The organism is Odoribacter sp., assembly GCF_985060555.1.
Map to the genome: position 1 here is coordinate 1 of NZ_CFKYFN010000017.1, position 25378 is coordinate 25378.

The 25378-nt window shown below is 43.8% G+C and carries 21 protein-coding genes; 11 read left to right on the forward strand and 10 right to left on the reverse strand.

Going from position 1 to position 25378, the window contains the following annotated elements; all coding sequences use genetic code 11:
• Positions 1–313: 313 nt before the first annotated feature.
• The 7 genes from AC5RDS_RS02125 to rbr form a co-directional block, all read right to left on the reverse strand.
• The gene (locus AC5RDS_RS02125; protein WP_195305583.1) at positions 314–835 is read right to left on the reverse strand and encodes a DUF4251 domain-containing protein; all 522 of its coding nucleotides are present in this window, start codon (positions 833–835) and stop codon (positions 314–316) included.
• A 69-nt stretch (positions 836–904) separates the two neighbouring features.
• A complete protein-coding gene (locus AC5RDS_RS02130) occupies positions 905–1432 on the reverse strand; it encodes a DUF4251 domain-containing protein (RefSeq protein ID WP_013611963.1) in 528 nt (175 codons plus the stop codon).
• A 102-nt stretch (positions 1433–1534) separates the two neighbouring features.
• Entirely contained in the window at positions 1535–2815 is a 1281-nt protein-coding gene (locus AC5RDS_RS02135; protein ID WP_175315660.1) for a M16 family metallopeptidase, read from the reverse strand.
• Positions 2816–2855: 40 nt separating this feature from the next.
• A complete protein-coding gene (locus AC5RDS_RS02140; protein ID WP_118104256.1) occupies positions 2856–4094 on the reverse strand; it encodes a M16 family metallopeptidase in 1239 nt (412 codons plus the stop codon).
• Positions 4095–4124: 30 nt separating this feature from the next.
• Positions 4125–5072, reverse strand: a complete 948-nt coding sequence (locus AC5RDS_RS02145; protein WP_172720314.1) for an NAD(P)H-dependent flavin oxidoreductase — start codon at positions 5070–5072, stop codon at positions 4125–4127.
• 92 nt (positions 5073–5164) lie between these two features.
• A complete protein-coding gene (locus AC5RDS_RS02150; RefSeq protein WP_013611959.1) occupies positions 5165–6583 on the reverse strand; it encodes an MFS transporter in 1419 nt (472 codons plus the stop codon).
• Between the two features lie 173 nt (positions 6584–6756).
• On the reverse strand, positions 6757–7329 hold the full coding sequence (gene rbr, locus AC5RDS_RS02155) for a rubrerythrin (RefSeq protein ID WP_013611958.1): 573 nt from the start codon (positions 7327–7329) through the stop codon (positions 6757–6759).
• Between the two features lie 221 nt (positions 7330–7550).
• On the opposite strand from rbr, the gene AC5RDS_RS02160 reads away from it, so the two are divergent.
• Positions 7551–7949, forward strand: coding sequence for a hypothetical protein (locus AC5RDS_RS02160; RefSeq protein WP_288562114.1), 399 nt, complete (start codon positions 7551–7553; stop codon positions 7947–7949).
• Between the two features lie 62 nt (positions 7950–8011).
• Positions 8012–8416, forward strand: a complete 405-nt coding sequence (locus tag AC5RDS_RS02165; RefSeq protein WP_013611956.1) for an HsmA family protein — start codon at positions 8012–8014, stop codon at positions 8414–8416.
• Between the two features lie 70 nt (positions 8417–8486).
• Here the strand turns inward: AC5RDS_RS02165 and AC5RDS_RS02170 are convergent, their stop codons facing one another.
• Complete coding sequence (locus tag AC5RDS_RS02170) at positions 8487–8864, reverse strand: RidA family protein (protein ID WP_013611955.1); 378 nt, start codon at positions 8862–8864, stop codon at positions 8487–8489.
• Positions 8865–8991: 127 nt separating this feature from the next.
• A complete protein-coding gene (locus tag AC5RDS_RS02175; protein WP_046403342.1) occupies positions 8992–10395 on the reverse strand; it encodes an alanine/glycine:cation symporter family protein in 1404 nt (467 codons plus the stop codon).
• Positions 10396–11072: 677 nt separating this feature from the next.
• On the opposite strand from AC5RDS_RS02175, the gene AC5RDS_RS02180 reads away from it, so the two are divergent.
• The 9 genes from AC5RDS_RS02180 to AC5RDS_RS02220 all read left to right on the forward strand — a co-directional run bounded on the left by AC5RDS_RS02180 (position 11073) and on the right by AC5RDS_RS02220 (position 24911).
• A complete protein-coding gene (locus AC5RDS_RS02180; protein ID WP_046403343.1) occupies positions 11073–11675 on the forward strand; it encodes an RNA polymerase sigma-70 factor in 603 nt (200 codons plus the stop codon).
• A gap of 472 nt (positions 11676–12147) precedes the next feature.
• A complete protein-coding gene (locus AC5RDS_RS02185) occupies positions 12148–13308 on the forward strand; it encodes a FecR family protein (RefSeq protein WP_013611951.1) in 1161 nt (386 codons plus the stop codon).
• Between the two features lie 180 nt (positions 13309–13488).
• A complete protein-coding gene (locus tag AC5RDS_RS02190; RefSeq protein WP_167535992.1) occupies positions 13489–16797 on the forward strand; it encodes a SusC/RagA family TonB-linked outer membrane protein in 3309 nt (1102 codons plus the stop codon).
• 34 nt (positions 16798–16831) lie between these two features.
• On the forward strand, positions 16832–18274 hold the full coding sequence (locus AC5RDS_RS02195; protein WP_013611949.1) for a RagB/SusD family nutrient uptake outer membrane protein: 1443 nt from the start codon (positions 16832–16834) through the stop codon (positions 18272–18274).
• A 15-nt stretch (positions 18275–18289) separates the two neighbouring features.
• Positions 18290–18961 carry a DUF4843 domain-containing protein gene (locus AC5RDS_RS02200; RefSeq protein ID WP_013611948.1) on the forward strand — a complete coding sequence of 224 codons (672 nt, stop codon included), beginning with the start codon at positions 18290–18292 and terminating at the stop codon, positions 18959–18961.
• A gap of 17 nt (positions 18962–18978) precedes the next feature.
• Complete coding sequence (locus AC5RDS_RS02205) at positions 18979–20487, forward strand: PKD-like family lipoprotein (RefSeq protein ID WP_013611947.1); 1509 nt, start codon at positions 18979–18981, stop codon at positions 20485–20487.
• A 66-nt stretch (positions 20488–20553) separates the two neighbouring features.
• Positions 20554–22422 (forward strand): thioredoxin family protein, encoded by a 1869-nt coding sequence (locus AC5RDS_RS02210; protein ID WP_049782869.1) that lies wholly within the window; start codon positions 20554–20556, stop codon positions 22420–22422.
• Positions 22423–22438: 16 nt separating this feature from the next.
• Positions 22439–23620, forward strand: a complete 1182-nt coding sequence (locus tag AC5RDS_RS02215; protein WP_013611945.1) for a TlpA disulfide reductase family protein — start codon at positions 22439–22441, stop codon at positions 23618–23620.
• Between the two features lie 64 nt (positions 23621–23684).
• Positions 23685–24911 (forward strand): thioredoxin family protein, encoded by a 1227-nt coding sequence (locus AC5RDS_RS02220; protein WP_013611944.1) that lies wholly within the window; start codon positions 23685–23687, stop codon positions 24909–24911.
• A 73-nt stretch (positions 24912–24984) separates the two neighbouring features.
• Here AC5RDS_RS02220 and AC5RDS_RS02225 read toward each other — a convergent pair whose 3' ends face one another.
• Complete coding sequence (locus AC5RDS_RS02225; protein ID WP_228026164.1) at positions 24985–25233, reverse strand: RNA polymerase sigma factor; 249 nt, start codon at positions 25231–25233, stop codon at positions 24985–24987.
• Positions 25234–25378 lie beyond the last annotated feature (145 nt).

Genomic DNA, 25378 nt, shown 5'->3' on the forward strand with positions numbered 1-25378 from the left:
AGAGTTGCTGAGTTAATAGAGTTGCTGAGTTAATAGAGTTGCTGAGTTAATAGAGTTGCTGAGTTAATAGAGTTGCTGAGTTAATAGAGTTACTGAGTTAATAGAGTTAAATGGGAACAAAAGTTACAGAGGATATTTACAACTAAATAGTTGTAGATCATGACATTAGAAGCTCAATAACTTATCAGTTCAACAACTTATCAACTCAATAACTTATCAACTCAATAACTCAATCAACTCAATTAACTCAGCAACTCAGTAACTCAGTAACTCAGCAACTCAGTAACTCAGCAACTCTATTACCCCAGCAACTCTATCCCTGCTCCACGATTTGTCCGGTGTAGGAGATTGGGCTGCGTTTGAGGCTGTTGATGAAGAGGTAACAAGTGCCGTCGTGTCTGATATCTATGCTGAGTTTATAAGTATCGTTTTTTCCGACGACGCTGAATTGATAGAAAATACTCTGGCGTCTTCCTTTTCCGCGTGTTTGTCGGGTCAAATCCTGCATCGTATTACTGAAAACGATTCCTCTGTTTCCGGTTTGGGGGATAGAATAGCCGCTTCCGAAATACGGTAGATATCCGGCAGCGATGCTGTCGCGGATAATTACGAATGCACTGTCTTGAGCGATCCGAATATTTTGGTCACTGTAGGGAGTGGTTGGTTGTAGATAAAAAGTGTGATGAGTCGTTGCAATCGTATATTGCATTTTGAACCGATTGCTGTCGACTTTTTCTTTTATAATGCCGAAATTGGTGATTCGTTGGTTGTTTTGGGCTGTCGGGGAGAGAAAGATACCCCAGAAGAGCAAACCGGTGAAAAAGAATTTTACCATACCATAAAGATTTATTTCTCAGTTGTACGGTAATTCCGATATCGGGTTGCACTGTCCGGGGAACGATTTTTACGACTTTCCTGTTTCGTCTTTAACCGGACTGACGGTCCCGGAATAGGAAATTTGTGCCCGATTGTTGCTGTTCAGGTTTACCGAGCAATTCCCACCTCCTGAAATTTCCATGGAAATCTGGTATGTATCGTTTTTGGCGGTGATAGAAAAACGGTAAATCAGGATTTTTCTTTTCTTTTTGTGTTCGATTTTCAGGGATTGGTCCTTCATCACCCCGTCGAATTCAATGCCTCCGCCTTCACCGTAGGGAAGGGAATAAGCCCGGCCGAAAAAGGGAAGGGTACCTTTAGCGACCGAGTCGGTAATAACGAACTTACCTCTGGGATTGAAACGGCTGAGATCTTGGCCATCCTGGGGATATACCCGGTTGAGTTCGAATTGGAAATGATTGCTTTCAATCAATTGCCGGGTCTGCTGAAATTCTTGTTCCAGTTGCGCTGCTTTTTCTGCCTTGGTGGGTTTCTGTGCGGAAACAGAGAGGGACAGAATAGAGAATAATAACGAAATAAAAATAAGTTTTTTCATGGTCTTATTATTTAGTTGTTTGATAATTAGAAAACAAAAACTATACCAAACGAATCATGTATTTCCATCTTCCGGCCGATCTCCTGTCCCTTACCGGGTAGGTTAAGGTTGTCCGGCAGTGACGATATACATCTCTTCAGGGTTCCAATATTTGTCGGCCAATTCCAGTATCGCTTCGGGGGTGCATTGTCTGATTTTTTCAATGATCCCGATATAAAAGCTATTGTCCAAACCGTAATTCAGTTTATGTTTTAAGGAATCGCTTTGAGCGAATACCCCGTCTAATTCACGGAGTAAATCGCCGTATAAATAATTTTTCACCAGATTCAGTTCTTCGGCAGGTACTGTTTCTGTCCGGAGTTTGTGTATTTCTTTAAAGATTTCCTCGATCGTTGCTTCTGTATATTCGTTATTGACTTCGGTGGTGATACTCCAATAACTTCTTTGGGGCAGAGAGACATTGAAAGAGCCGATCCCGTAAGTATATCCTTTTTCTTCCCGGATATTCGACATCAGGCGTGAGCCGAAATAACCACCCAAAATTGTGTTCAAAAGCATATAACCGGCATAATCGTCGTCTGTCAGCCGTACACTGGATTTACCGATGCGGATGCTGGATTGGACACAGTTTTCTTTGGATACATGATAACGGCCTGGTTGAGCTGCATGAAACGGTTGTTCTTTTGAAATATTCCCGGGGGACGGAATGGGAAGATTTCCGAATAAACGGGTTACCGTATTTAACAGTCCTTCGTTTACATGACCACAAATAAAAATCCGGAATTGTCCGGCTTGATAATACCGGTGATAAAAATCGCGGATGAGGGAAACGGTGATTCGTTGATAATCACTTTCCTCGATCCGGTTGGCATAGGGATGATCTTCCCCGAAGATCAGGGCGGAAAATTTTTGTTTGGCCAGATAGCTGGTTTTTTCCAGGTTGACCAAGTATTCCTGGCGTTTATTCGTCAGGTATATCTCGAGTTCTTTGTCCGGAATATTACTTTCTGTAATGATTTCTGCCAGCATGGTCAATGTTTCTGTGGCATATTTATTCAGGGAAAGCAGGCTTACTTCGGTTTTATTCAGGCCACAACTGAAATCCACATAGGCCCCGTAATAGTCGAACTGGTCGGCGATTGCTTCTGCTGAATGGTGCAATGTGCCTTCGTTCAGCATATTGACTGTAGTCGAGGCAACCAGGGGTTGGGATTGATAATAGATTCCGGCCTCGAAGACAACGTCGATTTTAAAAACTTCCTGTAATGGATCGTTCAGGTAAAAGATTTCTGTTCCGTTGGCCAATATCAGGCATTGGTAGGGCAGGAGACTCGGAGTGGATAGCGGAGTTATTCTTGGGGCTATATTTCGGTTGGGCATCATAGGCTTGGTTTTAGATTATCTTTTTCTGTCGTGAAAACAGTTATTTTTTCAGATACCAAAGGGTAGAACAATTTTCTTTTCGGAATAGTTCCCTGGCAGTAGTTTTGATTTTGTCGACCGTAATATCGTTATAACGTTTACCTTCTGTATTGATCAGGTCGACGTCTCCTAGAAACTCGAAAAAGGCTAGATTGCTGGCTTTACTTTGATAGCTGATTTCACTATAAGAGATACGGGCTTCGGTTTTATGGATGATTTTTTCCACCTCCCGAACGGTAATTTCATCCTTTATAAAATGCTCGATTTCCTGGTTTATTGCCGCTTCTGCCTGACGGATGTCGATACCTTCGGATAGTTTACCACTGAAAATGAATAATCCCGGATCCCGGTCGCCCGAGACATAGGCGTCTATACCGGAAAATAAACGTTGGTTTTTGATCAGGTTGACGTAGAGACGTGAAGATTGCCCGTTGGATAAAATGTCGGAGATGATATCACAGGCATAAAAATCGTCGCTATCCCGTCCACCCATGTGAAATACCTTATAAATAGCGTCTGCCGGCACATTGTTATCCGGGACGATCGAACGGCGTTCCTCTGTTTGCCGGGGTTCGGCAGGGATGTGACTAACCGGTCCGTGGGCTGGTGGAATGTCGCCGAACCATTTTTTTACCAACTCTAAAGCCTTGTCTTCTGCGATATTACCGCAGATGCTGACGATTGCGTTGTCGGGTGCATAGAATTGCCGGAAAAAAGCCCCGACATCTTCCAGAGTTGCCCTTTCTATATGTTCCGGCGATACTCCGATCGTAGCCCATCGATAAGGGTGCACTTTGTAAGCCAGGGGACGCAGCTTCAGCCATAGGTCTCCGTAAGGATTATTCAGATAGCGTTGTTTAAATTCTTCGATAACGACGTGTTTTTGTATATCCAGGGAAGATGGCGAAAGGTTCAAACCTGCCATACGGTCGGATTCCAGCCAAAGAGCTGTCTCGATATTCGAGGCAGGTATGGTGATGTAATAGTTGGTCAGGTCATTGGTCGTGTAGGCATTGCTTTCTCCCCCGGCCAGCTGCACATGTTTGTCATAGTCTTCGATATGAGTGGAACCGCTGAACATCAGGTGTTCGAATAAATGGGCGAAACCGGTTTTGTCCGCTTGTTCATTGCGTGAACCGACCTTATAAAGTACGTTTACCGAGACGAAAGGGGTACTTTTGTCGGTATGGCAAATAACTGTCAGGCCATTATCGAGAATATGACGGGAAAATTGGATCATGGTATATCATTATTTTTATTTTGCCGGAAGTCAGAAGGAGACTGAATTGCTGCATCGGCTTATACTTTGGTTATAATCCCGGAGCAAGTCCTGCATGATCTCGGCAACACTTTCTTCGCCCTTGAGCATCGAAGCGATTTGTCCTATTTCGAGTTCGCCCTCTGCCAGATTGCCTTCGAAGATCCCTTGTTTAGCTCTTCCTTTGCCCAGCAGCTCTTTCAGGGTATCGGAGTCTGCTCCTTGGTCTTCCAGTGTTTTGACTTGTTCGTAAAATTCATTTTTAATCAATCGGGTTGGGGCTATTTTTTTCAGGGCCAGCATCGTCCCTCCTTCAGGAGTTTTCCACACCTGCTGTTTGAAATTCGGATGAGCGGACGATTCGGTAGCTACGGCGAACCGGCTTCCGATCTGTACCCCTTCGGCTCCCAATATCATGGCGGCCAGCATTGCTTTACCGGAAGCGATACCCCCTGCAGCGATCAGCGGAAGGCGGCAATGAGCAGCGACGTTCGGGATCAGAGTCAGCGTACTGGTTTCTTCCCGTCCGTTATGTCCTCCTGCTTCGAAGCCTTCGGCAACTATGGCATCACATCCGGCTTCTTCACATTTTTGAGCGAATGAGGCGCTGCTGACGACGTGAACGACCGTCATACCGTGAGATTTCAAAAAAGAAGTCCATTTTTTAGGGCTACCGGCAGAAGTGAACACGATCTTTACCTGTTCGTCCGCTAGTATTCCCATGAGTTTATCGATTTCCGGATAAAGTAACGGCACATTTACCCCCCATGGGCGGTCAGTGGCCTCTTTCATCTTGCGGATATGCTCCGTTAACGTATCGCAATGCATCGAGCCGGCGCCTAATAAACCGAGACCTCCGTTATTACTTACGGCCGAAGCCAGCCGCCAGCCACTGCACCATACCATTCCTCCCTGGATGATGGGATATTCGATACCGAATAATTGAGTGATTCTATTCATCATTTACTTGTTTTGCAACTATTCAACAAATTTACAAAAAATAACGGGAATTACATCGTAATTCCCGTTATCTGATTTATCATTTCTTATTTCTAATCTTTCTTGATATTGGGTAATTCCAAACCATATCCTTTTTTCTTGTCCTCTGCTTTTAACCACAGACCCAGGAACAGTGCGAATACGCCGAGGCTGGCGAAAATCAGCATCGGAACGGTGTAGTTATATTGCAACGGATCTTCGATACCGGGGTTTACTGCTGCCAATACTTTCCCGATGATCATCGGGAAAGCGAATAAACCGATATTCTGAATCCAGAATATCACGGCATAAGCAGAACCCAATAGACGGTTGTCTACCAATTTGGGAACACTGGGCCATAACGCAGCCGGTACCAGAGAGAAAGAAATTCCTAACAGCACGATAGAGGTGAAAGCGACGATCGGCCCGGCAATACTGCCTTTTAAAGCCGGTAAGGCCAGGGCAAAAGCCAGATGACAGATAATCATCAGAAAAGCTCCGTAGATTAACATCGAAGCACCTTTCCCTTTACGATCCAGGAAGTTACCTAATAGCGGTGTAATGGCTGCCGCTCCTAAGGGAAATACAGAAAAGATCATACCTGCTTTTTCGGCTGTAAAATCCAGATTACATTGCAACATATTGATGGCATATTTCTGGAATGGGAAAATCGCGGAATAATATAACACGCACAGTAAGGCGACGATCCAGAATACTTTACTGGAAAAAATCAATCCCAGGTCCTTGATTTGGAAGGGTTCTTCCGGTTCTTCTCCACTTTCTCCCATTTGTTTTTCCAGTTTTTTGTCCATGACAAAATAGACACAGAAAGCAATAAAACCGATGAGCAATAGGATGACACAGAATAAAACAGAGCGGGACACATCTTTTACACCTCCCATATTGGCGATTGCCGGAGAGATCAGTACGGCTGCTGCAACACCGATACGGGCGATAGCCATTTCCAGTCCCATCGCCAAAGCCATTTCTTTACCTTTAAACCATTTGACGATACCTTTCGATACGGTTATACCTGCCATTTCTACCCCACAACCGAAGATCATAAAGCCTAAAGCAGCCATTTTAGCCGAAGAAGGCATGCCTTCATAGAAAGGGAAGAAATTCCAGAAATTTTTGAGATATTCATCGGTAGCCCCTCCGGTGAAACCGTCGGATACGGCCCAGTATTTGAGGTAAGCACCGATTACCATCAAGGCGCCGGATAGTAAGGCGGTGTTACGTACTCCGATTTTATCCAGGATAATACCGGCAAAGATCAGGAAGAAAACAAATACATTCAAAAAGGTTTCACTTCCCTGATAGGTCCCGTAGGCTGCCGGGTCCCAGCCTTTTGTTTCTTGCAGCATGGCCTGTAGAGGTGATAAGATGTCTACGAACATGTAGGCAAAGAACATCGCCGAGGCTAATAATACCAAGGCTGTCCAGCGCATAGCAGGAGAGTCTTTCAAAAGTTTGTAAATTTTTTCAGTCATAGTTTTTTATTTAGATTAAAATATAATCCCCACGATGCCGCCAAAGTTATAAGAAATAAATAAAAAAGAGCCGTTTTTAACGACTCTTTTTGGCTTGCAAACGATATAAATTTGATATTTTCCGGTAAATAGCGCTGCCGGGTTAATATAATTTACATTGTTTTGTTAAATTCTTAATAATTATTTTTTTTCGGTTCGAAATAAGCCTGAGGATGTTCGCATGCCGGGCATTTCATCGGAGCTTTCTTGCCTTTCAATACGTATCCGCAATTACGGCATTGCCATTCGATCTCTTCATCCCGTTCGAAAACTTTACCGGTTTCTACCCGTTCCAGTAGTTTGCGGTAGCGAGCTTCGTGTTCGGCTTCGACCTTTGCAATCTGACGGAAAGTATTGGCGATTTGCGGGAAACCTTCTTCCTGTGCTATTTGAGCAAATTCCGGGTACAGATCTGCCCATTCTTCATTCTCTCCATCGGCGGCTGCTTTCAGATTTTCAGCTGTCGTACTGATTATACCGGCCGGATAACTGGCGGTAATTTCTACCATTCCCCCTTCGAGGTATTTGAAGAATTTCTTCGCGTGCTCTTTTTCCTGCTCGGCAGTTTCCATGAAAACACCGGCGATTTGTTCATAACCTTCTTTTTTAGCTACACTGGCAAAAAAAGTATAACGGCTCCGGGCCTGTGACTCTCCGGCAAATGATTTTAACAGATTTTGTTCGGTTTTCGTTCCTTTAATACTCATAGTCTTATTGATTAAAATGATTTAGTATCGCACTTTTATACTGCAATTTTAACGCATATAAAAATAATAAACAAATACTTTATTTTTATAAATTTATAGAGATTATTTATAAAGAAAATAGTTGGATGCAAAGAATCAGGCAGATAAATTTTTTCTTTAAAACTATCGTTTTTAATCGAAAGCTTATATCTTTACCTAAAATTCAGCAACTCGAAACCACTATGTTAGCAAGAGATTTGATAGCCACAGTTATAAAGACTTTCTTCGAGGAATTGGACGATGTCCGGGACGGTAAGCGCCAGATGAACGACGAGTCGCCTTATGCCGGAATGTATGCTTCTTATTTCAACAAAGACCGGGATTGGTTTATTCAGGCCGATACCGGAGAGATCACGACTTTTTTTGCAGACGATCCGATCTATAAATTGGAAATGTTGACCGAATTGATTTACCGGGATGCCCGGAGGCTGACAGATGCCGGGATTCAGGCGATCCTCTATCGGAAGATCATCGAATTATACGAGGTCATCGATATCCGTAGTCAGGAATTTTCTATGGACCGGATGAACCGGACCACTGAATTGAAGCAATGGCTGACGACTTATGAGGATAAAAGTTAGTTGGATTGTCAGAAACATGTTTGTCGGTTTGTGCGTATTTGTTATAAGTAAATACAAATGACATGGGATTGACAACGTATGATGATGAGTTTTTGTTGGCTGCGATCGTTATTATTTCAATGGCTTTGATCTTTTATTCCGTAGGGGTATGGAGTGAACGTATACAGGGGCGTTTGAAAGGGTGGCACGTGACTGCTTTTGGATTAGGTTTGGTGTGTGATTTTGTCGGTACTGCTTTTATGGCAGAGCTGGTACGGCTTACCGGTCAGGACAACCGTTTACATGCTGTTTTAGGTAGTATTGCCGTGTTTCTAATGGCGATTCATGCGTTGTGGGCTTTCTGGACATTTCGGAAAGGTTCCGCCCGGGCGAAACGCAATTTCAGCCGTTTCAGTGTCATTGTTTGGTGGGTATGGCTGATTCCTTATTTTATCGGGGTTTATCTGGGAATGACGGCGAAGATATAAAAATGATCAGCGGTCCTTCAAACTTGATTAGGAAGAAAGAACGCTGATCAACCGGAATGTCGTATGCTACTTATTTGGCAGCTACGACTTCGATTTCAACCAAAGCTCCCATAGGCAGATCTTTTACGGCAAAAGCAGCACGAGCCGGGCAATCCTGGGTGAAATATTTTGCGTAGACTTCGTTCATGGCTTTGAAATTAGCGATGTCGCTTAGCAAACAGGTAGTTTTTACTACATTATCATAAGTACAACCGGCAGCTTCGAGAATATAACCGATGTTTTTTAAAGATTGTTCGGTTTGTTCCTGGATACCGCCTTCGGCGAATTTACCGGTATTTACGTCTACGGGCAGCTGACCGCTGATATAGATCATTCCGTTTACTTCAATAGCTTGGCTGTAAGGACCGATCGCTTTCGGTGCTTTCGGTGAATTGATAACTTTTTTCATGATGCTCTATTTTAAGAATTTGACTTTTATAAATGTTGTCACAAAATTAAAAAATGAAATCAGATATTCGGAATCGTTATAAGAAGAATGCGCTATTTTAACAATAAAATAAGATTCACGCTCAGCACTACTTCCATTCGGAAAGTTGGTCTTCTATTTCCGGGATATCGCTGGCTTTGAATACCGGGCTTTTGATACCCCGGCGTTTTTGATCGTTGTAGTTTTTTAGGGCTTTTAAAGCTAAATGACCAAGAAAGATGAGGGCGATCAGGTTGATCAGGGTCATGAGGGCCATAAATAGGTCTGCCAGATTCCAGACGATGTCCAAACCGGCTACCGAACCGAAAAACACCATTCCTCCGACGGCTATCCGGTAGATTTGCAGACCGGCCGGATGCCGTGATATAAAGAACAAATTGGTTTCACAGTAGGAATAATTGCCGACAATCGAACTGAAGGCGAATAAAAGAATACAGAAAGCGATAAACTGAGCTCCGAAGGGACCGATTTCATGGCCGACGGCGGCCTGGGTCAGTTGAATGCCTTTCAAGGTTCCATCGAGAGGAAGGTCCGAAAGTAAGATGATAAAAGCGGTGCAACTACAAATGACAATGGTGTCGGTGAATACACTCAGGGCTTGTATCAGCCCCTGTTTTACCGGATGGGAAACGGTTGCTGTGGCTGCAGCATTGGGAGCGGAACCCATCCCCGCTTCGTTGGAAAATAAGCCTCGCCTTACTCCTTGCATGATCGTTGCCCCGAGTCCTCCACCGACAACTTGCTCTATTCCGAAAGCATTGGAGAAAATATGGCCGATCAGGGCCGGGATAGCGGTCATATGATTGAATAAAATGAATAAGGCCACTAAAATATAGGCAATCGCCATAAACGGAACGATGATACCCGCTACCCGTGCTATCCGGTGTATCCCTCCGAAAATAGTGATTAGCGTGAAAAAGGTCAGGATGATGGCCGGACCTAATTGGCCGGTTCCGTATATCTCGTGAAAAGCGATTGCGATGGTATTGGCTTGGACGGAATTGAAGACCAAGCCGAAAGTGATGATAATAATGAAGGCGAAAAGCAGGGCCAGGCCTTTCTTTTTTAGTCCTTTTCCGATATAGAAGGCGGGGCCTCCGATGAATGAGCGTTCACCTTTTTCTTTATAAATTTGAGCTAAAGTCGACTCGACGAAAGCCGAGGCAGAACCGATCAGGGCCAGTACCCACATCCAGAAAACAGCCCCGGACCCTCCTAAAGCAACGGCAGTCGCTACTCCGGCTAAATTACCCGTTCCTACCCGGGAGGCGGTCGCTATACAGAAAGCCTGGAACGAAGAAACGGAATTTTTACCTTTGCCGTTACTGACTCCCTGGCCTAATAACCTGAACATTTCTCCGAAATAGCGGAATTGTACAAAACGGCTTTTAAACGTAAAATATAAACCGATCAGAATCAGAAGGATAATTAATAGGTATGTCCAAATCCAATCGTTCGCAGAAATAATCCAGTTATTCAATGTTTCTAACATAGCTCTTTAGTTTTGACCTCTTTCTTTCTGGTGTTTCTACGGAATGATTGAAAAAATGTCTTGTTATTTTATATTTTAAACGATTCGATATAGTTTGTTGAAGAATAAATTTTGGTGTTTATATACATGTTTACCCTAAATGTAGATTTATTTTTTTCTATTCCGCTTCCGGGTTTTATATCGTCAGACCGGTTCGCCTGGAACAGTCCGGTAAGGCTTCCGTTGATTTCATCGGTTCTTCTCTTGCCCGGAAAAACAAAATCTTTTGTTTTTCCGGGCAAGAGAAGAACTCACTGGCCGGCGGAGTTCCTCACTTCGCAAAAAAACTTTACGTTACGTTTCCGTCAGACACCACCGGTCAGTGAAAGAAAAAGACAGACTACCGACAGAAGTGATCGGGTCGCCAATTCCGATTACCGCAGACGAACTAGTAACGGAATAGACCTACCTCTATAAGTGTAAATATATATAATTGCCTTTCTATATATACAAGATGTAATCGTTTTGAATACTTGTCCAGAGGATTCTTGTAACGATATGGAGTATTGTCTGAAGAGACGCTTAGAAGAATTTTTCGAAATAATCCGTCGTAAATTGTTGGATTACTTGCATTAAATTTTTTTCTTTGTCACCAGATAAATTTTCGACTAAATTAATCGAACGTTTTTCTGGAATCCATGGAGGTAAATGAACATACAGAGGTTTTGATAAAGGCAATTGTCAGGGGAGATAAGAAAGCGTTTGGACAATTGTTCCGGATGTGGTATGTGCGTTTGTGTCTTTATGCCGAATCTATTGTCAGGGATCGGGATATGGCGGAGGACCTTGTACAGAATTTATTTTGTATGCTGTGGGAAAAAAGGGAAGAGATCGATATCCGGGAATCGATGAAGGCTTATTTGTATCGCTCTGTCTATCACGCTGCTCTCAATTCGTTAAAACATGAAAAAGTAAAATTGGCTTTCTGGGAATTTATTCAAAAACAGGGTTCTAAAGATGAAAACAACATAGAGTATTTTATAGATAAAGAAAATCAGGAAATCGTGTTTAAAGAAATAAATCGGGCAATCGATGGTTTGCCTTTCCAATGTCGTCAAATATTTCTTCTCAGCCGGTTTTCCGGTAAAAAAAGCCAGGAAATCGCGGTTGAATTAGGAATCTCTGTACGTACGGTGGAAGCTCAGCTTTACCGGGCTATGAAACGTCTGCGGGAAGAATTAGCCCATTTGAGAGGTAGCGCAATATTTTGGTTGTTCCTTCTTAGAGGAGAAAGGGTTTAGACCAGGGGATAAAGTTCGTAAACTTATCGTAGGTTTATTTCGTTACCAATTCGTCTCCGGTGATCGGAATTGTCGACCCGGTCGCTTCTGTCGGTCGTCTAGCTTTGTCTATCACTGACCGGCGGAACTCGCTTCGCTCAGACACCACCGGTCGGGCGTTCAGAAAAAGCAAGATGACACTCGCCAAAGCTCCAATGGTCCCCGAACACGAACACCTCCGACTTACGTTATCACTGAATTGCAGACTAGTCTTGATTTGAGAAAGATCATTCTTCCTGGAAATAATCCGGAGAGTCCGGCTTTCTATTGCTGCAAATTTCCACTTGTATTTTCTTTGTCGGTTAACTCTGCCGTGAGATGAAGGGGGTAAGTCTGACTGTTGTCACTGTTCTAACTGAAAAAGTCATATTTTTTCAAAAATCTGTAAGTAGTTTTAAAAATAGAGTTGTCTTAGATACAAATTTCAGTATTTATGGACAATTTTAAAGATAACGAAACCGATATACAACACTTGATCATCAGTTCTCTGGAAGGTACAGCTTCTGAAGAGGAGTTGTTGGTCCTGCAAAAATGGCTGGAAGAATCAGAGCAGCATTTTCTTCTATTTCATGCATACAGACAAGATTGGATACAAGCCGGATGTGTACAGCGTTACCAGACCGAGGAGGCTTGGAAGAAAGTAGAACATCGTCTGTTTCACCGAATGTCGGTCAAACATTTGTTTTTATGGACCCGGATAGCCGGATATGCTGCTTTGGTGGTATTGATGATTGCTGTCGGTTATGTTTTTATGCGTCGTGATCAGGACAAAGATCAGGCGTATGTTGTGGAAGGAAATATCGAGCCCGGAGGGAAAAAAGCCATTCTGGTGTTGGGTTCCGATGAAAAAGTGGTGTTGGGAGATGAAGCGGAAGAGACCTTGTTGGCTGGAAATACGACAGTGAAAAAAGAAGGGAATACACTGGTATACGGAGAAAAGCATGCAAAAGAAACAGCCGGAGAATATAACCGTTTGATTACTCCACGGGGCGGAGAATATGCTGTGGTATTGGCAGACGGAACAAAAGTATGGTTGAATGCGGAGTCTGAATTGCATTATCCTGTACATTTCCCGGAACATGAGCGGGAAGTACACTTGAAAGGGGAGGCTTATTTTTCGGTATCCAAACAGGCGGGCAAGCCTTTTGTCGTTTGTGTTGGGGATTCCCGGATCACTGTATTAGGGACAGAGTTCAATGTCCGGAATTATCAGGATGAGGTCGTGGCAACTACTTTGGTGAAAGGTGCTGTCCGGATTCATGATGCAGGACGGGAATGTGATCTGACGCCGGGACAACAGGCTGTCATAGAGGCGGACGGGATTCGGGTTCGGGAGGTGGATACGGATCTTTATACTGCCTGGAAGGATGGTTATTTTATTTATCGGGAGAAAACTTTGGAGGATATAATGAAGGAATTGTCTCGTTGGTATGATTTTACCTATGATTGTCAGTCGGAGGAGTTGAGGCAGATGACCTTGACAGCGAAACTACGGAAATTCGACCGGGTGGAAGATATTTTTGATATACTGAAAAGAACGGGGCGGCTGGATTTTGCAACCCATGGAAAAAATGTGACTGTGTTGGCTAAATAAAAAAGAGGAACCGTCCATTTGGCCGTGTGCGGTTTCCTCTCTTAAGCATAATTGAAAACCAATTATTAACTAAATTTCAAATGTATGAAAAAAAAACTTAAGGGTATTTGTTATCCAAGAGAAAAAGTGAGAAAATTATGCCTTATGACTAAACTTTCTCTAATTTTAACATTTTTCTGTTTGCAGATACAGGCAAACGGATTTTCCCAGCAGACTCGTTTAAGTATAAAGATGGACAATGTCAGCATGAAGCAGCTGTTTGCGGAGATTGAGAAACGGACGGATCTGGCCTTTGTATACAATACGCAGGATGTGGATCAGTTAGGGACAGTGAATGTGAATTTTACGGATGAAGAAATCGGTAATATTTTGGACTATTGCCTGAGAGGCAAAGGTATAAATTACAGCATTGTGAACAATCATGTGGTGATTCGCAAAGGGGAACAGCAGTTGCCTCAGCAGAAAGCCCGGAAAATCACAGGTAAGGTGTTGGACAAGGCAAATCACGAGCCGCTGCCTGGTGCAACAGTGAAAATCAAAGGTACGAACATTGGTACTGCAACTGATATTACCGGGGCTTTCCAATTGTCGGTGTTGGAAGACAATACCGAATTGGAAGTATCCTTTATCGGTTATGCTCCCCAAAAGATCACACTAGGGAAAAGCAATGAGGTTACAGTTTATTTGGAACCTCAGACCTCGGAAATGGAGGAAGTGGTGGTGACCGGTATGTTTACCCGTAAAGCAGACAGCTACACCGGTGCCGTAACTACGATAAAGAAAGAAGAACTGCAGCGGGTAGGCAATCAGAATATCCTGCAATCGTTGAAAAATATCGATCCCTCTTTTCAGGTGTTGGAGAACAATGATTTCGGTTCTGACCCGAACCGGGTTCCGGAAATCCAGATGCGGGGAGCTTCCAGCTTTACGGATATGAAGGATAAATACCAGACCAATCCGAATCAGCCGTTGTTTATCGTAGACGGTTTTGAACAGACCATTGAAAAAGTGATGGATATGGATATGAACCGGGTGGCTTCCATTACCTTGTTGAAAGATGCCACGGCCAAGGCATTGTATGGTTCCAAAGGTGCGAACGGTGTGGTTGTGATTGAAACCTTGGCACCGGAAAAAGGGAAAATGAGGGTTTCTTATACCGGGAACCTGAATCTTCAGATGCCTGATCTTTCCAGTTACAATCTGGCGAATGCAGCGGAGAAATTGGAAATAGAAAAAAGGGCGGGCGTTTATACCTCTACCGGCGGTAATCCGATAGAACAACAGCAACTTGACGAAAAGTACAATTCCTATTATAATGAGGTGTTAAGAGGAGTAGATACCTATTGGTTGAGCAAACCGCTTCGGGTTGGTGTCGGGCATAAACACTCCTTGACTTTCGAGGGGGGAGACGATGCCGTACGTTATGGTGTGGATTTTCAGTACAACGATGTGGCCGGTGTTATGAAAGGTTCTAACCGGCAGACGATTTCAGTTGGCTTTAATTTGCAATATCGCTACAAATCCCTGATTTTCCAGGAACAACTGTCGGCTACCTTTAATAAGGCTAAAGAATCTCCTTATGGTAATTTTTCCGAATATGCCCGTTTGAATCCTTATTGGAGGGCTTATAACGAAGACGGTTCCATTAAAGAGATTATGGGGGATTATGAGCTTGCCAATTATCAAGGGACCAAACCGATTTATAACCCATTGACGAATGCGAGTATCAATACCAAGAACCAGAGTTCCTATACAGACATCACCAATAATTTCTATGTAGAATGGCTGGCATTCTCGGGTATGCGTTTCAAGGGCCGTTTGGGAATCGTTAACCGGAAAGATGAGTCTGAAGTTTTCTATCCGCGCGATCATACCATGTTTAAGGATATAGACATTAATTCTGAAGAATATTTTGAGCGAGGCAGCTATAGTATGGGAAACGGAAAGAACTTTGAATACAATGCGGATTTATCCGCCAACTATTCCAAAGAATTTGGCCGTCACTTAGTATTCGTCAATGCACAGTGGAGTTTCAGCGAAAAGAAATACAATTCAGTGGAATTTGCGGCCCGAGGTTTTGCCAACGATAAGATGGATTACATCACTCATGCCAAGGAATATGCTACCGGTGCACCAACCGGAAGCGAGTCTCTGGCCAGGGAAACCAGTGCGTTGATTTCGACCAACTATTCATACGATAACCGTTATCTATTGGATGCGACTTATCGGGCAAATGCTTCTTCTCTGTTCGGAAACGATAAAAGATGGGGACACTTCTGGTCGGCAGGTATCGGCTGGAACGTACACAAGGAGCATTTCTTAGAAGATTTGGAGGGATTGGATCAGTTGCGATTCCGGGCATCCACCGGATATTCCGGCTCTCAGAACTTCAATTCCTACCAGGCTATGGCTACCTATAAATATTACAATGAGGTCTATGATAATATCATCGGTTCTTATTTGCTGGGCTTGGCCAATCCGGACTTGCAGTGGCAAAAGACCCGGGACAATAATTTCGGAGTAGACCTGACCTTGTTTGATGCCTTGGATGTGACATTTGACTATTATGTGAAAAATACCGAGAACCTGCTGACTCCGGTATCTTTGCCGCCTTCTGCCGGTTTTTCTTCCTATACGGAGAACTTGGGCGAAACCAAAAACAAGGGGGTTGAATTTAAAGTAAATTACCGGGTGTTGAAAAATAACGACAAAGCCATGTATCTTTCCGTTTTTGCTTCCGGTATGCACAATAAAAACCGGATCACCAAGATTTCGGATGCATTGTCTGTAATGAACAATGAGCGTGACAAAGAGAAAGCCAACGGTGGCGGCGGAAATCCGAATTTAGAGGAAAATTCCGGCATAACCAAACCCTCTGTACGGTATGCCGAAGGCCAGTCTATGGATGCAATCTGGGCGGTACGTTCCTTGGGAATCGATCCTGCTACCGGAAAAGAAGTGTTCCTGGATTTGGACGGAAAAATGGTTTACGGATGGAAGGCTGAAAATCAGGTGGTCGTAGGCGACAAACAGCCTAAATTGAGCGGTACCTTTGGCTTTAACTTCGAGTATAAAGGTTTTAGTGTAAATACGTCTTTCTATTACAAACTGGGCGGTCAGTATTACAACCAGACCTTGGTGGATAAAGTAGAGAATGTGGATATCCAGTACAATGTGGACAAGCGGGTGCTTGACGATCGTTGGACAACTCCCGGTGTGCCTGCCAAATACCGCCGGTTCAATCCCAATGATGCTTTGACCCGTCCGACTTCCCGCTTTGTGCAGGATGTCCGGGAATTGCAGATGACCTCTCTGAATGTCGGGTACGATTTCAGGTATTGTAATTTTTTGAAGAAGAGTGGGATTGAACGCTTGAAATTGCAATTCTACATGAATGACGTATTCCGGACTTCTACCATTAAGGCTGAAAGAGGAATTGAATATCCTTTTGCGAGGTCATGTTCTTTTTCTTTGCAGGCTACTTTCTAACGGATAATAATGATTATAACTAAGAAAAACAGATATGATGAAGAAAAACATATACCGTTTGCAAGTGGTGTTCCTGCTGGTTGCGGGTTTGTTGAGTGCCACTTCGTGCAATGATTGGCTGGACGTGAAGCCCAAAACGGAAGAAGAGGCGGAGGAATTGTTCTCTACGATAGACGGATTTAAATCGGCTTTGGCCGGAGTGTACATCGGTTTATCCCAGTCCGGGCTTTATGGCCGGGAAATGACATTCGGTATGGTAGGCGTATTGGGACAGGAATGGGGAGATGGAGCTACTTTGAAGACAAATTATTCAGCTTACAATTATTTATTGAATTATAATTATGAGCAGAGTGTGTCCAAGGCGTTGATCGACGTTGTTTGGAATAAGATGTATGAAAACATAGCGAATGTGAATACCTTGATCCAATATACAGATCTGAAACGGGAAGTTTTGGGTGATTATTATGAAGTGGTGAAAGGGGAAGCTTTGGCTTTACGGGCTTATATGCATTTCGATCTTTTACGCTTGTTTGCTCCATACGATTTTACAGCGGAAGCCGAGCCGGCAATTCCATATGTACGCGAAGCTGTCCCGGCTATAGCTCCTCAGCTGACACCGGCCAAATTTGTCGAATTGGCTTTGGCAGATGTCGATGACGCCTTAGGATTACTGAAAGAGGATCCGGTTTATACCGGTGCTGATGTTGCGGGAGAGGATAACGGTTATTTGGCTAACCGGAATTTCCACCTGAATTATTATGCCGCTTTGGGACTGAAAGCCCGGATTGCTCTTTATGCCCAAAACAAGACGATGGCATACGAGGCAGCACATGAAGTCATTCTGGCACAACAGGAAAAAGGCCTTTTCCCTTGGGTAAAGCTGGAAGATATCACGACGACCGTAGTGAATCTGAGGGACAGGACATTCTCTTCCGAACATCTGTTTGCTTTTAATGCAACAAAATTGGAAGATTACATCAAAACGTATTTTCGGGAGATATCGACCCCATTGACGGAACGGTTACGGCCGGATGAACTGTATGAAGCGGACGATTACCGTGTGAATCTTTATGAGACTTACAGCGGTTTTACGGATGTGTTGACCAAATTCTGGCAAATGGATAGAGAGTACGTATCGGGTCAGGGATATGTAAGTCCGAAACGGGACCGGATGCCGGCTATCCGGATCGCAGAAATGTATTACATTGCGGCAGAAGCGTTGAAAGATACGGATATGCCGGCTGCACTCGGACTGTTGAATACACTGCGGATACACCGGGGATTAACGGAAGTAAAGAATCTGAGCAAAGAGGAATTACAACAGGAATTGGAAAGGGAATATTACCGGGAAATGATCGGTGAAGGGCAGGTGTTTTTTTATCACAAACGGATGAATACCAAAATGATTGCTACTGCCAATGCTGTCTATGTGCTTCCGATGCCGGATGATGAGATTAATTTGGGACAACGTCAATAACGTAAATGTTGCATTATGAAAAAGAGATTATTAATAGGAATATTAGGGTTCGCAGGCTTGCTTACGGCTTGCTCGGAAGATGAGATCGATTTTTACACCGGACCGGCGGCAGTCAATATAACGATTGACGGCGATGGTACCTTTGTTCAGGGGGGAATCGATTTGGAAAAAACATTTGATATCCAATTGGCTGTACAGGGCGAACATTCCGATAAGGATCGGGTTTTGAAATTTGCTTTTGGCAAGGAACATACGGCTGTTGCCGGAACCAATTTCGAATTGCCGATGGAAGTAACTTTGGAAGCCGGGCGTTTAGATACGGTAATTCAGTGTAAAGTATTCCGTGAAGGTTTGACGACGGAGCCGTTGATGTTCGACTTAATGATTGATCCGACCGGAGATTTTGCCGGAGGAGTGTATGATGAAGTATTAGTCAAAATGATGATTGGTTTCCCGACGGCATGGGTAGATCCCTCAGGTTGGGCTGCTGATTATTGGTTGGGCAAATGTACGCAGGCTAAATATGCATTTGTATTTGAACAGTTGGGAACTGTGGATTTGGGGCCTTATCAGGGAAATTTTGGTATGGGATATATGAATTTGGCTAGTAAATTTAATGAAATTCTGGAAAAAGATCCGAGGTTGGATGATGACGGACAGGTCATGAGATTTGGTAATGGCTATTAATTTATAATTAACATGTTATGAAAATTTGCAGATATATAGGATTTTCTTTTGTCTTGGCGATGTTTTTACTGACATCCTGTTTTGATGACAAGGGAAACTACGATTACAAAGAGATTGGGGAAGCGGTTATAAAGGCAATACCTGGTGTGACGGATAACGGGGATAAATTGGTCTGCCTGGAAAATGAACATATTCAATTAACTCCCGAACTAGAATTTAAGGAAGGTACGACGGCTGAGGATTACGAATTTATTTGGTACCGTTATCCCCAGCAGCCGCAAGGAACGTACCAGCATTATGAACAAGGGGATACTTTGGCGATGACCCGGAATTTGGATTATCGTATAGTAGACAGTCCGCGCGATTATTGGTTGGTATATAAGGTTATCAATAAGAAAACCGGAGCGCAGAATGAACAAAGGTTTGAATTTATCATTTCGGCTGTGAACGGTTGGATTGTTTTGGACGAAGATGCGGCTGGAAACGGCGATTTGCAGATCATCCGCGACAAAGACATCGTGGAGGGAGGAAATGGACAGGTAGTGAAGGATTATTTTTCCGTGAATAATGGTGGTAAAAAAATGCAAGGGGCCCGGTTTATCGGAATTTGTACAAATTCGTCGGTTTCGAATCTATATGTATATTCGGATGAAGGCGCATATATTATGGATGCTTCTACCTACAAGGAAAGAGAAGATGCAACCTATGCCGGATTGTTCAATTCTGTCGTTACATTGGATGCGGTTAATCCTCAGGCACATGTGTATGAAACCGATCATCGCCGTATGGATGTATTGGTGAATAATCATAAAGTGTATGCGATTGCTTATATCATGATGGGTGAAAGTCAGTATTCGGAGGCGAAAGGAGTGGATGATTATGTGGCGGCTCCGGCCATCGCCCCGGTGCGGATAAGCGGCCATGATAATTGTGCGGTATTGTTTGATACCAAAAACAATCGTTTTATCACAATTTCCGGATCTAAAGCTTTGGCGGCACCGGTATCTGCCGGAGGAGCTTTCAATACGGCTGCCATTGATCCGGATTTGGAATACGTATATATGAACGAGGGTAAAGACAGCGAGACTTGCTTAGTTATGAAGCATAAGACAACCGGTGATTTCTATCTGTTCCGGGCTAATTTGGCAGCGACTGAGCCGGTGGCTGTTGCGTGTGAGAACCTGGGTAACTTGACCGATATGAGTGAGGCGAAACAGTTTGTTTTTGGTATTAGGGGAAATGTCCTGTTTTATGCTACGGATACCAAAGTGTACGCTTGGCGTAACGGTAAAGAGGAGGCTACGGAATGTATGACGGTCGGAGCGGGTGAGCGGATCAGCCAAATCAAGATCTACAATAATCCTTCGGACAACGTTATGACGGGCAAAGTGCTGTTTGTAGCGACACAAAAAGGAGATGAAGGGAAAGTATACAAGGCTGTATTCAATGAGATGTCGGGTCTGTTGCTGGAAGAACCGTTGGAATATACCGGATTCAAACTTATCAGGGATATGTTTTATAAATAATGATTATGGAGGGACTGTTGCATTTATTTGTGACAGTCTTATCCATTTAAATTTAACAATGAAATTATGAAGAACAGAAAAAGGATTGGGATGAAATGGTTGGGAGGAGTGATGTTGGTATTGTTGTCACTGACAGGGAATGCCCAAAAAACAGTATTTCAAAACCTGACGTGGGAACAGGCTGCGGAGTTGGCACAGAAAGAGAATAAGATTATTTTGGTGGATGCCATGCGGGAACCCGCTACACCGGAGGCTCGGAAACAAAAAGACAAGGAAGAGGCGGTATGGCAGAAGGTTGCTGCCAACCTGGAATTTTGTAAACAGCATGTGGTGGCCATCCGTATCGATATGGCTTCTGAGGCTGGGAAAGAGTTTGCTCCGAAATTGGTGATGAATATGTATCCGACCTATGGTTTCTTCATGCCGAACGGTGATATTTTGGGTACGGTCAGTCCGTTTCTGTTGGCTAAAAATCCGGAACTTTTCCTGGAAAGAGGGAAAAAGGCCTGGGAGCAGGCCGAAGTGAAGAGAAACAACAAACGTTCTATTGTCTTTGAGGAAATCGGTTTGAAAGAAGCATTGGAAAAAGCTAAAAAAGAAAATAAACTGGTTTTCATTGATGCTTATACCGCTTGGTGCCAGCCTTGTGTCATGATGGGAAAAAATGTGTTTACCCTGGACAAAGTGGCCGATTTTTATAACCGGAATTTCATCAATCTGAAAATTGATTTCGGGAAAGAAAAAGAGTTGGCGGAGAAATATGCGGTACGTGGCTATCCGGCTTTCCTGTTCCTGAACGGAAACGGCAAACTGGTTCATGCGGGAGGTGGTTATACGGAAGCCGATGCTTTCATCGGTTATGGGCAGGAGGCATTGAAAAAAGCGGAAGGCATTGTCTTCTTCAAAGGGACCTGGCAACAGGCTTTGGAACAGGCCCGGAAAGAAAACAAACTGATTTTCATGGATTGTTATACCTCTTGGTGCGGACCCTGCAAGATGTTGGCGAAAGAGGTATTTACCGATCCGGAGGTGGCTGCTTTCTTTAATGAGAAGTTTGTGAATGTAAAGGTGGATATGGAGAAAGGTGAGGGGATGGAACTGAAAGAACAGTATAAGGTATCGGCCTACCCGACCTTGAATTTCATCGACGGTAATGGCGGGTTGCAACATTGTGTTGTAGGCGGCATGCCGGCGGATGCTTTGATCGCCCAGGCTAAATTGGCTTTGGAAGGGAAAGGACTGATTGCTTTGCAAACGCTTTACGTACAGGGAAACCGGGAATCTCAGTTTATCGAAGATTACCTGACGGCTTTGGATATGGGTAATCAGGCGGCCGAGGCTGAAAAAGTGGCTTTGGATTATTTAGGGAAGATAGAGCGGGCACAATTGAAAGAAAAAGCGAACTGGGATATGTTCAACAAATACATTAACGATGTCGATTCGGATATTTTCCGGTATGTGTACGACAACCGGAATGAGTTTGCCGGACTTTTCGGAGAAAAGGAAGTTAAGGCAAAAATTCGGAAAGTCTGGACGTTGGGGGCCAATCGCTATGTCACGGGAGAGGGAGAAGAAGTTGTGTACGACCAAAAAGGTTTTAAAAAATATGTGAAACGTCTGTCCAAAGCGGATGTGGACGGAAAAACGGATATCATTGAAAATGCCCGCATGACCAATGCCGAAAAATTGGGGGATTGGAAGACTTATATTGCGCTTGGCAGTGAACAGCTGAAAAACGGGAAAGTGGGTGATCTCGTTTTATATAACTGGGGATTGCGGATCAACCGGGGGTGCAAGGACTCTGCATTGAGGATGCAGGCAGCTCAATGGTTTGATGATGCTGCAGCAAAATCGAAAGAAGGACCGATGTCATTCAAGGTTTATTTTGAAAGAGTAGCCAATGATTTGAAACAAGATTATAAAGAAAGCAAATAAACAATTGAAATAGAATATGAAGAAGATTTTTAGTGTTGTGTTGGGCGGTTGCCTGTTGTTGGGTGCTTGTGCTGCTACTGAACAGAAGACGATCACCATTAAAGGGAAGGTGCAGTTTCCGGATAATCAGTATAACATGGAGATTGTGGAACGGAACGGTTTTGACAAGACCATTATCGACTCCTGTAAGGTAAATAAGGACGGAACTTACCGGTTTACCATGAAAGTGGATCGTCCCGGTGTGTATACGTTAGAGTGCCAGAAATGGCAGTCCGTACAGTTTTGGGCAGAGGATGAGGATTTGGAAATTAATTTCCGTGGTATGGATACGGCCCGGATCAAGATCAAGAATCCACCGTATGTGTATATCAATGGTGGGCCTAACAATGAAGTGATGAATTTGATGAACTGGGATGGCTACCGGGGTTATCAGCTAATGATCGGGATTTCGCAGGGTGTGTATCGGATTCAGGGATTGGATGACCAGGCAAAACAGGAAACTTCTATGAAATTTTATGATATGCTGAGCGATGAATCCAGAGCCCGGATCAAGTATATCGCAGAGCATTATGCTGACCGGAACAGTGTGCTGGCGGTGTTGCCGATGTTGCGCGGAAACGAGAATGCGGAGCTGGTTGAAAAGGTTCTGGCCAAATTGGAAGCTAAAAATCCGGATTATGCGCCATTGAAAAAATATAAAGCGGATATGGCCGAGGTAAAAGCTTTGCGTGAAAGTCTTACCGAGGGGAAAGTGGCTCCCGAATTTTCATGCCCGACTCCGGATGGGAGCAAGAACTTAGGACCTCAAGACTTTAAAGGAAAAATTCTGGTATTGGATTTCTGGGCGTCCTGGTGTGGTCCTTGCCGGGCTGAAATTCCGCATTTGAAAGAGGCTTTCGAGGCCTATAACAAAAAGGGTGTCGAATTCCTGAGCGTTTCTATCGACAAAGATGGCGCCGCCTGGCGGAAAGCAATGAAAGAGGAAAATATGCCTTGGGCTCAGGTGCAGGCTCCTAAGGCCGGTAAGGATGTGATGAAATTGTATCAATTCTCTGGAATTCCCTATATTCTGGTCTTGGATCAGGAAGGACGGATCGTCGGTAAAAATCTGAGAGACAAAGCATTGATGGATAAATTGGAGGAGATGGTGAGCGGCAAAAAGAAGGAGAGCGTGGCCATGCCGGCGATGGGAATGTAATTTTAGGTAAATTTGACACACTCTACGGAGTATCGGATTATTTACATTGAAAAAGAATATACATATGAAAAAATTATTTTTATTGACCCTGTTAATGGCAGGAGTGATGATGGGAGTGGAGGCTCAGAACCGGAGTATCGGTTTTGAACAGACCAGAGAATGGAAAAAGGTCATCAAAAAAGCTAAAAAGGAAAAGAAGCTGATTTTTGTGGACTGTTACACTTCCTGGTGCGGTCCTTGTAAGATGCTGGCTAAAGATGTATTTACCCGGGATGAAGTAGCGGATTATTTCAATGCCAATTTTGTATGTGCCAAATACGATATGGAGAAGGATGCCGACGGAGTGATCCTGAAAGACCGGTTCGGGGTGAAAGCATTTCCTACCTTGGTATTTGTAGACCCGGCCACCCAACAGGTGGTGCACCGGATGGTAGGGGCCGGATCGGCCGATTGGCTGATTGCAGGAGCCAAGCTGGCCAACGATCCGCAGAATAACCTGAGCGCCATGATCAAACGTTATGAGGCCGGAGAAAGAGGTGAACAGTTTTTATCTGCCTATCTGGCTGCCTTATCCGCTGCCTATATGGCCGAAGAGCAGGGTAAGGTGGCAGCCGAATACCTGAATTCGCTTTCAGAAGAACAGTTGGCTACCAAAGAGAATTGGGAGCTGGTGAAAAAGTATGTCAGTGATCCGTTGTCAGAACCTTTGAAAAAAGTCATGCAGAGCCGGGACAAATTTTATGCCGTGGCCGGTAAAGAGGTGGTCGACTATAAGCTGGATAACAGTATTATGGGAGCAACCATGAGACTGGCAGCTTGGCGTCCGGGTATGGATCAGGTTTTTGATGAAAAACGGAACGAAGAACTGATCGGTTACTTGCTTTCTGTCGATTATGCCGGGGCTCCGGCTGCTTTGGCACAGCTTTATACGGCTGCTTATATCCGTAAAGGGGATTTCCGCGGTATGCTGGATAAAATGAAGGAAGTGTTGAGTTATAATATGTTCCGGGCTGGAGCAGACCAGCATTATTTCCAGAACAATATCGAGGCCCTGACACTTTGCGACGATAAGGCATTAGTAGAGGAAGGTATCAAGTGGATTGACGAAGTATGCCTGAATACTTCCGATTATTTTACAAAAGCCAATCTGATGAATTCTAAAGCCCGGCTGCAAACCAAAATAGGGGATACGCTTGGTGCTGATAAATCCAAAATGGAAGAAGAAAAATATAATAAAGAAGGAGAGAGACGAAGCGGTGGTAAAGTTATGAGAGCTATGCGGATGAATTAAGAATTAGGGTTTGCCTGATAGAAAAGCTATTTAACAGGTTGAAGTTTTTCCGTTAGAACCGGACTTTGATTTGTTAAATAGCTTTTTTTTGAAAATGTTCCCTTAATTTTCGGATTGCACTGTATTTGAGGGTTTTCACCGTGTTGACCGATACTTTCAGCAGACGTGAGATTTCTTTGTTTTCCAAACCGGATAAAGCCAGACGGATGATTCGGGCACTTTGTTCCGGCAGTTGGCCGATGGCAGTCTGCAGCATTTGGTTTGTCTCTTCTTCGACGAACAAATTGAAAATCTGAGGTTCTTCGGTTTCCGGGTTTTCCAAACGGGCATATCGTTTATTTTCTCTTTCGAGTCCCCGGAGATAATTCGGGACATTCAGTAAATACTATAAAATCAGCCAACTAATTCATACATAAAATGTTGCGAATTAGTTGGCTTTTTTGTATCTTTAGGTATTCCCCCGCAAA